Raw genomic sequence first — 14,730 nt, forward strand, 5'->3', positions numbered from 1 at the left:
ATTATTCGCCTCCTAAGCCAAGTAATATCCCTTTAACAGCCGCAACAGATTGAGATAATACTTGAATTTGGCTTAGGTCTTGATCGCTCGCAACAATATATTCATCAGAGGTCGAACCTAAAATATCGATACTGAGCGCCGATAATGTTTGCGCTGTTTGGATAAAGATTTGGCTCTCTTGTTGCCAGCTAAATACGCTATTTTTAGGTAACATATACACGGCTTTTTGATACTCGGGTATCACAGTGATTTGTTGGCCTAACAGTAAGTTACACTCTTGAGGTACCGGCTTTGACCATGCCGTTAAAAACACACCATCAGCAATAGCCGATACTTCATCTATCGAAATATGACACTGATTAATATTTACTGCAGATAATGACGTTGATTGGCTCATGGGCACATTGACTTTAACCCTTATGCTGTCCGCAGGTACTAGCGAAAATAGCTGGGCTCCTGCGGTGTAAGGACTATTGAGATGATTCAGATTGACAATGCCTGCAACAGGGGCAATCACCACTAATGATTCTGTTTTGGCATCGATACTTTGCACCATCTCCATAAAATGCTGCATATGTTCGTATTCAAGATGAGTGCTGAAATAATCTTGGCTGATCTCACGCCACTTTTCCGTGCTAATACTGCCACTTTCTAATAATGGTTTATTACGGTCGTAACGCTGCTTGGCTAGTTGATAAAGACTTTTAGCAGCCTCTATTTGAGCCAGAAAATGAAACACTTCAGGACCCGTCAACCTCACAATCGCTTGACCTTTGGTAACAATTTGCCCCTGACCGACTAAGAAAGTCACTTGTTGGATATTCTCAGGGGTCATAACCCAATAATCATTACCGGGTAAACGCTCAATTTGTGCTGGCAGTGAACTACCTTCATAACTGGCTACTTTTCGAGGCTGGATATAGCTCAATTCTAAGTTACCCAAATCTTCAAGCGATATCGACTCCGCGGACGCGATACTGGCTAATAAATAAAAAGGTACGCATAAAAGGCTAACGCCAAATTTGGCCATCATAATGAAATTCCTAAGGCTTGCAGTTGCTGAGAATGAAGTTGTTGCTGAGTGACTTGGTTAAGCGCTAATTGCGATTCAGTATCAAGCGCGTCCATATAGCGACGCAGCCAGATTTCATAGCCAATTTGATTGTGATCTTTCACTTTGGCCAAATGTTCGGTGATGGTTCTGCTTAAAGACAGTCCGCGCTGCAGTAACGCCTGTTGTTGGCGAAGACTTTGCTGTTGCATAGCCAGTTTTTCTGTTTGGGTCTTTAATTCAAGATAGATGCGTTCACTGTTTAGGCTTTGTTCTTGATAATCTTTTTGCCAAATAGACAGATCACTTTGTGATAGTGCCGAGCCAAAACTCAGCGGTACGCTGATCCCTAGGCCTAAATGTTGGTCATTAAATTGATCGCCAGCGGTTTCTTTTGCCGTTAATGACACAGTCCAAGGATCTTGCTCTCCCGCTTGCTGACTTTTGATCATTAACAACTGTTGCTGCTGTTGCAGTGATTGTAAGCGCCACAATGGATGCTGCATTAAGGCCGTGTTAACCGCATCAGGGTTACCAGAGTCAGGAACAGACACAGGGTGCAGTTGTTCTTCTATTTGCTCAGGCATTTCATTTCGGCCTGTTAACGAGCGAAAAAGCGATAGTGCATCTGCTTGTTGCTGCTTAAGATCAATTTGGGCTAGATCAATGTCAACGCGCTCACGTTCTAACAATAATAAATTCACTAAAGGTAACTCTCCAGCATCGGAAAGTTGTTTTTGTTGAGTGTGTAATTTTTCGAGTAAGGTGGCTTTGCGATTGAGCTGGCTAAGTTTGACCGATGCGATGCGATGCTCCCACATGCTTTGCCTGAGCAAACCAGATAAGTACAGTCTTTGTAATGCGACCTGCTGACCTTGTAAGTCTTGGGTCAATTGTCTCAGCTGTTTATCACTAGAGTGCAAACTGAATGATTTGATAGGTAGGTTAAGCGATACTTCTTGCTCATAAATGTTACTATTATCAAGGTCGCTAAGGTAACTTAAGTTAATACTGGGTAAGCCGGACAACCAAGTTGAACTGCTTAATTCCACCCCGCGGACATCATTGGTTGACATCTTGTTAGCTTGTGTCGCTTTTAACCTATCTTGGCTGATTTGCAACAGCTGTGGCAGTTGGTTATTAGGCGTTGCATAGCTGTAAGTACCACAACTTATAAACGCGATGAGAAGACATATCTTGATACTAAACTTAACAGCAGACATAAGTGATTTCTGTAACCCAAAATGTATAATCATAATATTCATGTTGGTGTTACATCGCATGGGTAGCATGTATCATAAACCCCCTTATGGTACATATGTACCACAGCGTAAGATTTTGATTTAATTTATTAAATTATCTTGTGTTATTTTTGGGGTTATTTTTTATTATTGCTTTGCGTCAGGATTGTTACCATGAAAAAAGATGTTTTTATTATTATATTATTGCTGTTGATAACGTTATTTAAACTTTTTGACATCTTTGCTGACTTGCAACTCAACCTCCCAACTTGGCATATTGCACAAGAGGGGATCTTAGTATTGCTTACCATATTGGGCAGTATTTATTTAGGTTTCGATCTGATACGCAGCTCTCGCCAGGTAAAAGCCCTCAGGAGCAAACTCGTAAAAGCAGATAAGCAGATTAATAATATGTCGAGCCAAATGCATGCTGCCAGACAAGAATACAGCCTAACAATTGCAGCACAATTTACTGCTTGGGGATTTACCAAAAGTGAACAACAAGTGGCACTTTTACTGTTAAAAGGCCTCAGTTTCAAAGAAATTGCCGAAGTACGTTTAACCAAAGAAAAAACCGTTCGCCAACAAGCATCAACCATTTATAGTAAAGCACAAGTTGATGGACGCCATACTTTGTGCGCATGGTTTATGGAAGATTTTATTCAGGAATAAAGTCGCAATAAAACGCTAGTGACAATTATTAGCAACTATTTTTAGAGTATGGATTACAGCTCAAAACCCGTTATGGGATTTAAGGCTGTATTGATAATCGTTGATAACGTATTTCAGTTTAATATCATATTATTGAAATCAACATCTTAATGCTCAATATAATCAGCAGAACCGCAAATACTTTCTTTAACAGTGACACGGGTAACTTGTGGGCCAGTAGTGCACCATAGGGTGCGGTTATAAAACTGGTTACTGAAATTAATACCACCGCAGGCAGATATACATAACCTAAGATATAGTCATTTACTGACGAAAAACTCCAACCATTAATCAAATACCCAATAGTACCTGTAATAGAAATGGGGAGCCCGATAGCTGCAGATGTACCAATGGCCTTCTTAATGTCAATGTTCTGCCATGTTAGGTAGGGGACGGTTAGAGAGCCACCACCAATCGAGACTAATGCTGATATAGATCCTATACCTAAACCCGCTGAAAATAAGCCTGCAGGCCCTGATAACTGCCTTGACGGTTTTGGTTTTTTATTTAAAAACATCTGCGTCGATACAAATGCCATAAATAATGCAAAAAAGATCCCCAGATATAATGAACTTAAATATGAGGCTAAAAATGTTGCAGTAAATGTACCTAAAATAATGCCTAAAACCATACCTTTAACAGCCAACCATACAACCGCACCTTTTGCATTATGAGATCGGAAACTGGAAAAAGAAGTGATCACCATGCAAGCCATTGAAGTTCCCAACGCCAAATGCACTACATGATCGATAGCGATACCGTGCAATAGGAATATAGAGGTTAATGTCGGGACTAAAATCCCACCACCACCGATACCTAATAACCCAGCCATAAAACCGACAAAGGAGCCTAATAATAAAAATAGTAAAATCCACTCAGGTTGTAACATCTTCACTCCATATTCAATATTCAATATTTTTATAAAATCATCGATATAGTCTTAGTATATTGATCAGTTTGTGTGGCGAAAATGACCTTTGGGCTTTGGCGCTTTAATGCGTGGTGAGCAAGGTACTCTGCATATAATCTAGAACAAAACGATGGCGTTTATCGCTGGCAATTCAAAAGGTTATTTCAGTTGTGCAGCGTGGTAGTTGTGGTTAGGTGATTCATCATTAAATTCATAATTGAGTTGTCATTGCTTATGATAAACACCACGAAGTAGGTTGCAGTTAGGCACACTAGGCTATGGTTTGGCATAGGTAATTTTATTGATGTACCAGATTTTGTCGCCTTGGGGAGTGCTGACCACGGCTTCATCGTCGACTTGTTTTTTGAGTAAGGCGCGCGCCATTGGTGAGTCGATGGAGATGTAATCTTTGCGTTCGTCATAAATTTCTTCTGGACCGACAATTTTAAACGTTTTGATATCACCGGCATCGTTTTCGATTTCGACAATGGCGCCAAAAAACACTTTGCCTTCTTGCTCTGGGGCGTAATAGACGATTTTGAGCTCTGGCAGCAGCTTACGTAAATAGCGCACTCTACGGTCAATTTGCCTTAATAAACGCTTATTGAAAGTGTAATCTGCGTTCTCTGAGCGATCGCCAAGACTTGCCGCCCAGGTGACAATTTTGGTCACTTCAGGACGTTGTTCTTTCCACAAGTAGTCGTGCTCAATTCTGAGTTTGTTATAGCCTTCTAAAGTGATTAGCTTTGTTTTCACGCTGGGTACTCTTCTATGTGGTCGATTAACTGTGCCATGTTGTCTGTTGTTAAAAAATTTACAACTAAGAAGCCGCAATATTTATCTGTGTGTTTTAGCACTTCAGGCCTGATGATGCATTCTTTTTATTGATTATCTTAAAAGCCTTTCGTACTAGCAGCGAACTGATGGTCTTTATGGTATCTTTGGCATAATTTTATTTTAAACCATGTCGAATTCGATTGATTATGCATAATATTGCCCAGATTATCGCTCAAGAACTTAATGTCCGTGAACAACAGGTCACAGCGACCATTGCGCTATTAGATGATGGTGCAACAGTGCCGTTTGTGGCGCGTTATCGTAAAGAAGCAACCGGTGGTTTAGATGACACCCAGTTGCGTAACTTGTTTTCTCGCTTAGGGTATTTACGTGAGTTACACGATCGCCGTGAAGTGATTTTGTCGAGTATTGGCGCCCAAGGGAAATTAACTCCAGCGTTAACTCAAGCGATTAATGACGCCGACAGTAAAACCCGTCTTGAAGATTTATACCTACCATTCAAGCCAAAGCGGCGCACCAAGGGCCAAATTGCTATCGAAGCAGGTATTGAGCCGCTGGTCGATGCTGTGTTGGCTGATCGCCAATTAGATCTAGATAGCAAAGCCAGTGAATTTATTAATCCTGCAGCCGGTTTTGCCGACATTAAAGCTGTGCTGGATGGTGCACGGTTTATTTTAATGGAACGCTTTGCCGAAGATGCAGAATTACTGCGTAAAGTTCGCCAGCATTTAAGTCAGCAAGCCGTTCTTGAAAGCCGCATGGTAAAAGGCAAAGAAAAAGAAGGCGCTAAATTCCGCGACTACTTCGAGCACAATGAGTTGATGAGCAAAATCCCATCACATCGTGCTTTAGCCATGTTACGCGGTCGTAATGAAGGCATGTTAAGCCTATCGATGAACGCCGATCCTGATACCCAAGCTGCTGAAGGCAGTTATTGTGAAGTGATTATTAGCGATCACTTTGGATTGCGTCTCAGCAACAGTAGTGTTGATGAATGGCTGAAAACAGTAGTGACCTCGACATGGCGGATTAAAGTTGCTCTGCAAATGGAAACTGAGTTTATTGCCAAGATGCGTGAGAGCGCAGAAGAAGAAGCTATTAAAGTGTTTGCCCGTAATCTGGGTGATTTATTGATGGCAGCACCTGCAGGTGCTAAAGCGACCATGGGGCTTGATCCTGGGATTCGTACGGGTGTGAAAGTAGCGATTGTAGACAACACAGGTAAGCTGGTGGCCCACACGACTATTTTCCCCCATGCACCACAAAACTTGTGGGACAAGTCGATTCGCACCCTAAGTAACTTAGTCGCAATGCACAAAGTGAGCATTATCGCGATTGGTAACGGTACTGGCTCACGTGAAACCGACAAGCTTACCGGCGAGTTAATTGCGGCCATGAAAGAGACGCATCCAACGCTGACTAAAGTGATTGTCAGTGAAGCGGGGGCATCTGTGTATTCGGCTTCTGAATTTGCTGCCAATGAATTTCCTAATCTTGATGTATCTATTCGTGGCGCTGTCTCTATTGCACGTCGCTTACAAGATCCGTTGGCCGAGCTGGTAAAAATTGAACCAAAAGCCATTGGCGTAGGGCAATATCAGCATGATGTTAGCCAAAGTCAGTTATCGCAGTCGCTGGACGCTGTGGTCGAAGATTGTGTGAATGCCGTGGGTGTTGATTTAAACATGGCATCGGCACCATTATTGGCTCAAGTGGCTGGATTAACCAAAGCTTTAGCCAAAAACGTGGTTGATTTTCGTGATGCGAATGGCCAATTTACTAACCGTAAGCAACTATTGAGTGTGGCCCGTTTAGGGCCTAAAGCTTATGAGCAAGCGGCAGGTTTTTTACGTATTCGTAATGGCGATAATCCTCTGGATTCTTCATCTGTTCACCCCGAAGCCTACAGCTTGGTTGAGTCGATTGCTAACGCTAAGCAATTGCTGTTAACAGAACTGATCGGTAATAGTGATTTGTTAAAACAGATTAACGCTGCCGATTTTGTCACTGACGCATTTGGTATACCTACCATTAATGATATTTTGGCCGAACTAGACAAGCCTGGTCGCGATCCCCGCGGCGAGTTTAAAACCGCGACGTTTAAAGACGGTATCGAAGAGTTAAAGCATCTTAAAGTTGAGATGATTTTGGAAGGCGTGGTCACTAACGTGACTAATTTTGGTGCTTTTGTCGATGTGGGCGTACATCAAGATGGTTTAGTGCATATTTCATCGTTAACCGACAAATTTGTTAGTGATCCGCACACCATAGTCAAAGCGGGTGATGTGGTGAAAGTCAAAGTCATGGAAGTTGATATTGAGCGTCGTCGCATTGCATTAAGTATGCGTCTTGACGAAAAAATCGATACTGAAAAAGCGACCAGACAGTCACAACCTAAGCCACAAAATAGTCACCATAAAAAGTCAGCCGCGGCTAAGTCTTCAACGAATACCCAAGCTGCGGGGCATAATAAACCTACTAATAAGCCAGTCAAAGTGCAGCAAAATGCTGCTATGGGTAATGCGTTTGCTGACGCTTTTGCTAAACTTAAAAAATAGCCTATTAACGTCCAGACTCCACACTCTATATTAATAGAATGTTAATTATTAAAACCCTTTCATCTTAGATGTTAGGGTTTTTTGCTTATTAGGCCATATTATTGAAACTGAATTAACAAAACAGCAATAATTCAGTTTATATTAAGTGAATCTTAAGTTTCAGAGTGGAATATCGCCACCAATCAAGTTAATAGTGAGTGGCAACATTGAAATTACTAACGCAAACACTATCTCGTATTACCCCAAAAAGTTTCAGTTATGAGGCAATGATCTTCATCATTGCTATTTATTTTGGGTTTGTGCTGAATATTCCGCTAATACGTAAAATCTATGAGTTATCCACAGAGGGGCATGTACTTTTTTCTCTGTCGCCAGCCATTTTACTGACTGGCTGTTTTATGCTGATATTCAGCTTCTTTGCGTATAGATTTGTGTTTAAACCCGTGATGATTGTATTACTACTGACGTCGTCTGCGGCAATGTACGCCATGCTAAAATATAACGTCATGTTTGATTACGGCATGATTGAAAATATTTTCGAGACCAATTCAGGCGAAGCATGGTCATATGTCAGTCTCCCTTCCGTTGGCTATGTGTTGCTGCTAGGTATTTTGCCATCTATTTTGCTTTATCGCGCTAAATTAACCAGTGGCCCATCATTCGTTAAAGCCATCTTGCAGCGTGTTGGATTTACGCTAGTGAGCTTGGCAATAATCGGAGTTATGGTGCTGTTTTTCTACAAAGATTACGCATCGGTAGGGCGTAATAATAAATATCTTAATAAGATGATTATTCCGGCACATATTTTTAATACAGTTAAGTATTTAAATAACCGTTATTTTACTGAAAAATTAACCTTTAATCCTATTGGTCAAGATGCACACTTGCTGGCTAACAGTAATAACAAACCGACGTTGATGGTCTTAGTTGTTGGTGAAACAGCCCGCGCGCAAAATATGGCTTATAACGGTTATCAACGTGATACCAATCCTTACACCCAAAATTTAGGGATTATTGCGCTGCAAAATGCGTTTTCTTGCGGGACTGCAACTGCCTACTCTTTACCTTGTATGTTTTCACGGTTGACTCACGATAATTACAACCGTGAAGCTGCTGATGCGCAAAATAATGTCCTAGATGTGATAAAGAATGCCGGTGTTGAAGTCACTTGGTTTGATAGTGATGGCGGTGATAAAGAAGTCGCAGCCCGCTTGACCAAGATTGATATTGCGCCTAACGATGATCCTTTATTATGCGATGGTTCAAGTTGTTATGACCAAGTGTTAGTCAATAAGCTTAGTGCTAAGTTGAAGCAAGATGTTGAAAACCAAACTTCTTCAGGCAAAAACAGCTTAAATAATCAGATGATTGCTTTGCATACTATGGGGAGCCACGGCCCGACCTATTGGAAGCGATATCCTGAAAATATGCAGCGATTTTCACCAGCATGCAGTCGCAGTGATATTGAAAACTGTACTGATGAGGAGATCGTCAATGTCTATGACAATACCCTAGCGTATACCGACTATATATTAGCCGAAACCATTAAAGTACTGCAGCAATACCAAGATAAATATAATGTCAGCTTAGTGTATCTTTCTGATCATGGAGAGTCTCTGGGTGAAAACGGCATGTATTTACATGGCACACCTTATGCCTTTGCACCTAAGGAGCAAACTCATATTCCTTGGTTTATGTGGTTGCCACAAGACTACACTCAAGCGAAAGGAATGGATCGTCAATGTTTGGTTAATTTAGCTCAAACAGGGACTTTTTCCCATGACAATTTATTCCACACATTACTAGGGCTTTATGGCGTTGCAACTTCGGTACATGATCCAAAGTTAGACATCACCACAGCGTGTAAAACTAATTAAAGTGGCCGGATAAATGACCTCATCAATTTCAAATTCATCTTCTAGCCAGCGCAATGACGAGAGTATCAACATGGAAACAATAGTGGTTAAACGTACCGGTATAATGCGTTTACTTTATACCTGTAAAAATACCTTTAATGGCTTAAAGTGGATGTGTCGCAATGAAGCAGCATTCCAACAAGAGTTACTGCTGTTTATCCCATTAACGATATTTGCTTGTATGGCCAATATTAGCGCACCACAATCGGCTATATTAGTGTTGGCATTACTGTTTGTGTTGTTTGCAGAGCTGGTTAACACCGCCATAGAGGTAGTGGTTGATCGTATTGGCTTAGAGTTTCATACCTTGTCCGGTTTAGCCAAAGATATTGCCTCGGCCTTTGTGTTTATTAGTATGTTAATGGCTGTCATTGTGTGGTGGGTTATTTTGTCGGCATAGCTGACTTAACCCTAGTTGCTAGCTTGTTATGCAAAATAGTTGCAATAAAGACTCATAATCGTTTTAGGTAATGGTTCTTTTTGCAACATTAATCGCGATGTGGATAAAGGCGTAATTATGATAAAGGACACTCAATGAAAGTGCTGTTAATTGAAGACTCAGAAGCCTTGCGTCGCGGCATTAGAGTTGGCTTAGATCATTTAGGCTATACCGTTGATGAAACCGGTGATGGTTCTGAGGGATTAAGCATGGCGCTGACTAACCAGTACGACTTTATTATTTTAGATTTAATGTTACCTAACGTCGATGGCATCAGTTTACTCAAAAGCATCCGTAAACTGGGTAATCAGGCTAAAGTCATTATTTTATCAGCTAAATCTCAAGCTGAAGATCGAGTCAATGGACTATTATCGGGGGCCGATGATTACCTGACTAAACCTTTTTCGTTTGACGAATTACAAGCCAGATTAATCACTCTTGGGCGACGGGGTGTACTTAATCAGCAAGTTAAATCGATTTGCATTGCTGACTTTGTTCTCGATACCAGTAATAAGTCTCTGCATGTAAACGGTCACTATATCGACCTGACTAAAAATGAATTTAAAATCGTTGAGTATTTATTTAACAACCCTAAGCAAGTGCTTAATCCTGAACAAATTAGCGAAGCCGTCGTAGGCTCTTTTAACCATTTGTCGAAAAATACTATTGAAGCGCATTTGTCGTCGGTGCGTAAAAAGGTCAAAGCCGTTGGATCAACGCTACCCATTAAAAATAAGCGCGGTTTTGGTTATTTTGTGGGTGAGCACGAATGAAATCGTTAACCACAAATTTAGCCAACACCATGACCTATGTGGTATCGGCTATTTTAATTTTAGTTTTTTTTGCTATTGATATCAGCATAGATAATTGGGTTGATGCTGAATTTGATAATGCGTTAACCGACAAGTCTAATTACCTAAAGACCTTAGTTAAAGTCACTCCAAAAGGTACTGAATTTGATTTTTCTGGCGAATTTATGCCTGAATTTGGCTCATCAACCAAAGCGAGTTTCTTTCAATTATGGCAAGGCTCGAACGTATTCGAGCGCTCTGAATCGTTAACTCAATACAGAGATGCAAATTTACTCAAAAAAGACATACCACTTAACAGTGCGGTTTTTGCTGATGTCGTGTTGCCCGATGGGCGAGACGGTCGAGCAATGGTGTCCTACTTTGAGCCGCAAATTCCCAAAGCAAACCGCGCAATGATAAGCAAAGTCGAACCCATGTGGTTAACGATAGCCATTACAACGGAAGACTTAAGTCAAATTTCAGTGATTATTGATTCCACCTTAGGCATTGGTTTATTGCTGGTTATTGTGCTGATACGCTGGGCCGTCATTAAGGTTATTTATCGTGGTTTAACACCGCTGAACGAATTAAATATGTCTTTAAAAACGGTCAATGTTAATGAAAAACATATTCCGCTGTCTTCCGACTCTGAGCGCTATCTTGAGATTGAACCCATACGCACAGAGCTCAATAAGTTTGTCAAAATTAGCCAACAATACTTACAAACTGAAAAGCGTATTACTGCTGATATTGCCCATGAGCTGAAAACACCGATCAGTGAATTGATCAGTTTGAGTGAAATTTACATTCGTTATCCAGACGATGAGCGCATTGGGGGAAGTTACAAACAAGATGTACTTAGTATTAGCTTACGGATGAAAACGATAGTTAATAATTTATTATTATTGCAACAAGCCTCATCTGAAAGCATTAATCTGCACTGCCAACCTATCAATATTAATGATCTGATGAGCCGCGTTATCGATGAGCTGGCCTTTAAGTATTCAGCCATTCATGCTCGTTTAATCATTGATAATCGTGCTGCGGATAAAAATTATCTTATTGATGAGTTTTCTTTACATCTTATTTTAACCAATCTGTTTGATAATGCGCTGTACTACAGTCCAGCAAAATCAATGATTCCAATACGATTAACGTCAGATAGCCAAGGGTTAGTGATTAGTATTGAAAACCAATTACTCACTTGTATTAATGCCAATGATTTAGAACGACTCACGTTACCTTTATTTCAAGCGGAACAATCACGTTCAAATAGCGATCGCCATGGGTTAGGTTTAGCCATTGTGGAAAATGTCGCCAAATTGAACGGGTTTACATTTAGCTTCGAGTTAGTGTCGACAGATAAGATTATGTTTACTTTACATATTCCAGTAAAAGCTGACCGTGAGACAGGATTATGTTAAGTCAGATCACATTGAAGAGATAAACGATTGAGCTGAATCGTTAATAAAAGGTTAGTATAGCCGCCCTTATCAGTGAACTTTGATAATGAATCAGAGTCTTAGACTAAGATAGTTTTAGATCCAATGATCCCTGTCTTTATGATTTTTCATTAATATATTGATAAGTAAAAGAATAAAATATTTAATTTGATTGAATAGATCAAATTATTAAGGCCTTATTCATCAGCATAATACGGGTAAAAATACCAACATTAGTCTGTTGTAAATAACAATCATGTTACGTTTGGCTCGTCTTGTTGCATCTAAATTGCGCATGTAGCAAAAAATAACAAAATATCGGAGCAATAAATGGCTGTAAATTCCTTTAGGTATAACGCACGTTCTGCGCTGCCTTCTTCATCACAACATTCACGAAGCTTACTCCAAGCCATTATTATATTCAGTGTTATGTCACTTATTATCTTGAGCTTGAGTCGCCTAGGTTTGTCTTTGTGGCAGGCCGATCGCGTCAGTGATGCGCAAGGTTGGGGTTATATCTTTATTCAAGGTTTACGAGTTGATTTTGCTTCTATGTGTTGGTTATGGGGCATTGCAGCCTTAGGCACAGTCGTATTTTCGGGTGAGCATTTAGTTGGCCGAGTTTGGGTCACAATATTACGAGTGTGGCTAACGCTGGGCTTGTGGGTGATCATTTTCCTTGAAGCATCATCGCCGTCATTTATTGCCGAATATGGTTTTAGACCTAATCGTTTGTATGTTGAATATCTGGTGTATCCAAAAGAAGTATTATCGATGTTATGGGCAGGGCGTAAAGCCGAGCTTATTTTGTCGGCAGTGATAACCATTGCGACCTTATGGGGTGGCTGGTGGTTTACTGGTAAGCTTACGCAGAATATTCGTTATCCTAAATGGTACTGGCGTCCTGTGCTTGCTGTGATTGTGATTGCTGTGACTATATTAGGTGCGCGTTCATCGTTAGGTCATAGACCACTTAATCCTTCATTAGTGGCTTTTTCTGACGATCCTTTAGTTAATTCTCTGGTACTTAATTCCTCTTTTTCATTAGTTTTTGCGATTAAACAAATGGGTAACGAAGAAGATGCATCGAAAGTGTATGGCAAGCTAGCTGACCAAAAAGTGATTGATATTGTGCGCCGTGAAAGTGGCAGACCACTGAGTGCATTTACGTCATCCGCTATTCCAACCTTGTCGTTCAATCAAGCTAGTTATACTGGCAAACCAAAGAATCTAGTGATCATTTTACAAGAAAGTCTTGGTGCGCGTTTTGTCGGCAGTTTAGGTGGTTTACCGCTAACACCTAATATTGATGAGTTATCTCAACAAGGGTGGTTTTTTGAAAACCTATACGCTACAGGCACACGCTCGGTAAGAGGTATTGAGGCGGTGACAACTGGCTTTACGCCTACGCCAGCTCGTGCAGTGGTTAAGCTGGGTAAGAGTCAAACTGGCTTTTTTACCATTGCTGATTTATTAAAACAACATGGCTATACCACACAGTTTATTTATGGTGGAGAAAGCCATTTTGATAATATGCGCAGCTTCTTTTTAGGTAATGGTTTTACCGATATTGTTGATCAAGGTGATTATAAAGATCCTGCATTTGTCGCATCTTGGGGCGTGTCTGATGAGGACTTATTGTTCCGTGCTGATGAAGAGTTTTCGCGCATGCATAAAGAGGGCAAACCATTCTTCAGTTTAGTGTTTAGCTCAAGTAATCATGATCCTTATGAGTTCCCTGATGACCGTATTGAGCTGTATGAGCAACCACAATACACCATGCATAACGCGGTAAAATATGCCGACTATGCCGTGGGTGAGTTTTTCAAGAAAGCCAAAAAATCAGAATATTGGAAAGACACCATATTTTTGATTGTGGCCGATCATGACAGTCGTGTTGGCGGTGCTGCACTAATACCTGTCTCTCGTTTCCGTATCCCAGGGCTTATTTTAGGTGACGGAATTGCGGTGAAGCACGATCCACGGGTGGTGAGCCAAATTGATATGTCGCCGACGTTAGTTTCGTTACTGGGTATTTCGGATAGCTATCCAATGCTAGGCCGTGATTTAACCAAAGAACCTGATTCTTGGCCTGGCCGCGCGATGATGCAATATGATAAAAACTTTGGCTTATTAGAAGGGAATAAAATGACTATTTTACAACCTGAATTACCGCCTGAAAGTGTGACTTATGATTTTGCGACTGAAAAGCTAACGCCAACCAAATTAGATGATGCACAAGCAGAAGCGGCATTAGGTTGGGCATTGTGGGGCAGTCTAGCCTATAACAAAATGTTGTATCGCTCGGAAAATACACAAGCAAAGCCGACGATCACTGATCTGGCTACTCCCGCAGTATCACGCTAAGATTTTTAACTGAGATTCAATATTTGGAGCGGATTGTTGTTGATAGAATTGACCAATCCGCTGACCAAATTGTTGGTATGCCGCACTTGATAAGCCAGAGTCTATAAACTGGCGTTGTTTGGGTTCTGCTGCTGCTTTAGGGTTATTTGGTTGGGTCTTTAACTGAATATCTTTACGTTGCAGCGCTGGAGTCTGACTAGCAATAATTCTGATGGTCTGAGGCCGAGCCATAGGTGAAGCGGGTATTTTAGACTCAACTGACTGTTGAGCGACATTTTGTTGTTGACGTTTAGTTTGTTCTTGCTGTTTTTTCTCTGCAACAATATACGCGTTAGCACGCTCATTTTGCGGATTTAATTGGCGTTCTTCATGGCCTTTGGTGGGTTCTTGTGGTGGAATAACCGGCGGTTTTTGTTGATTGTCCACACGAGCAAGATCCGTCGCAACATTTGAAGTTGCTAGCGGTATCTGCGGATAATGAGTGGTAATAATCATCTAGACCTTGT

General features: G+C 40.9%; 12 protein-coding genes. 7 read left to right on the forward strand and 5 right to left on the reverse strand.

The window, feature by feature from the left end; all coding sequences use genetic code 11:
• Window position 1: 1 nt before the first annotated feature.
• On the reverse strand, window positions 2-1,033 hold the full coding sequence (locus GW828_RS15325) for an efflux RND transporter periplasmic adaptor subunit (protein ID WP_273058683.1): 1,032 nt from the start codon (window positions 1,031-1,033) through the stop codon (window positions 2-4).
• The gene (locus tag GW828_RS15330) at window positions 1,030-2,274 is read right to left on the reverse strand and encodes a TolC family protein (RefSeq protein ID WP_273058685.1); all 1,245 of its coding nucleotides are present in this window, start codon (window positions 2,272-2,274) and stop codon (window positions 1,030-1,032) included. The genes GW828_RS15325 and GW828_RS15330 overlap by 4 nt, the downstream gene beginning before the upstream one ends.
• A gap of 192 nt (window positions 2,275-2,466) precedes the next feature.
• Between GW828_RS15330 and GW828_RS15335 the strand changes: the two genes are divergently transcribed.
• On the forward strand, window positions 2,467-2,964 hold the full coding sequence (locus GW828_RS15335; RefSeq protein WP_124018249.1) for a helix-turn-helix transcriptional regulator: 498 nt from the start codon (window positions 2,467-2,469) through the stop codon (window positions 2,962-2,964).
• A 124-nt stretch (window positions 2,965-3,088) separates the two neighbouring features.
• Here GW828_RS15335 and GW828_RS15340 read toward each other — a convergent pair whose 3' ends face one another.
• The gene (locus GW828_RS15340) at window positions 3,089-3,892 is read right to left on the reverse strand and encodes a sulfite exporter TauE/SafE family protein (RefSeq protein ID WP_182697675.1); all 804 of its coding nucleotides are present in this window, start codon (window positions 3,890-3,892) and stop codon (window positions 3,089-3,091) included.
• A 297-nt stretch (window positions 3,893-4,189) separates the two neighbouring features.
• Window positions 4,190-4,669 (reverse strand): transcription elongation factor GreB, encoded by a 480-nt coding sequence (gene greB, locus GW828_RS15345; protein WP_124018251.1) that lies wholly within the window; start codon window positions 4,667-4,669, stop codon window positions 4,190-4,192.
• Window positions 4,670-4,896: 227 nt separating this feature from the next.
• On the opposite strand from greB, the gene GW828_RS15350 reads away from it, so the two are divergent.
• The 6 genes from GW828_RS15350 to GW828_RS15375 all read left to right on the forward strand — a co-directional run bounded on the left by GW828_RS15350 (window position 4,897) and on the right by GW828_RS15375 (window position 14,224).
• Complete coding sequence (locus GW828_RS15350; protein WP_273058687.1) at window positions 4,897-7,269, forward strand: Tex family protein; 2,373 nt, start codon at window positions 4,897-4,899, stop codon at window positions 7,267-7,269.
• A gap of 206 nt (window positions 7,270-7,475) precedes the next feature.
• Window positions 7,476-9,146 (forward strand): phosphoethanolamine transferase, encoded by a 1,671-nt coding sequence (locus GW828_RS15355; protein WP_273058689.1) that lies wholly within the window; start codon window positions 7,476-7,478, stop codon window positions 9,144-9,146.
• 13 nt (window positions 9,147-9,159) lie between these two features.
• A complete protein-coding gene (locus tag GW828_RS15360; RefSeq protein ID WP_420542436.1) occupies window positions 9,160-9,585 on the forward strand; it encodes a diacylglycerol kinase in 426 nt (141 codons plus the stop codon).
• Between the two features lie 134 nt (window positions 9,586-9,719).
• Window positions 9,720-10,397: a response regulator transcription factor gene (locus GW828_RS15365; protein WP_124018253.1), complete on the forward strand. Its 678-nt coding sequence runs from the start codon at window positions 9,720-9,722 to the stop codon at window positions 10,395-10,397.
• Window positions 10,394-11,839, forward strand: a complete 1,446-nt coding sequence (locus GW828_RS15370; protein ID WP_273058691.1) for a sensor histidine kinase — start codon at window positions 10,394-10,396, stop codon at window positions 11,837-11,839. Before GW828_RS15365 ends, GW828_RS15370 begins: the two co-directional genes overlap by 4 nt.
• Window positions 11,840-12,286: 447 nt before the next feature.
• Window positions 12,287-14,224 carry an LTA synthase family protein gene (locus GW828_RS15375; RefSeq protein WP_243641000.1) on the forward strand — a complete coding sequence of 646 codons (1,938 nt, stop codon included), beginning with the start codon at window positions 12,287-12,289 and terminating at the stop codon, window positions 14,222-14,224.
• Here the strand turns inward: GW828_RS15375 and GW828_RS15380 are convergent.
• A complete protein-coding gene (locus GW828_RS15380; protein WP_182697678.1) occupies window positions 14,216-14,719 on the reverse strand; it encodes a hypothetical protein in 504 nt (167 codons plus the stop codon). The genes GW828_RS15375 and GW828_RS15380 overlap by 9 nt on opposite strands.
• Window positions 14,720-14,730 lie beyond the last annotated feature (11 nt).

This window comes from Shewanella vesiculosa (assembly GCF_009994065.1).
Taxonomy (GTDB): domain Bacteria; phylum Pseudomonadota; class Gammaproteobacteria; order Enterobacterales; family Shewanellaceae; genus Shewanella; species Shewanella vesiculosa.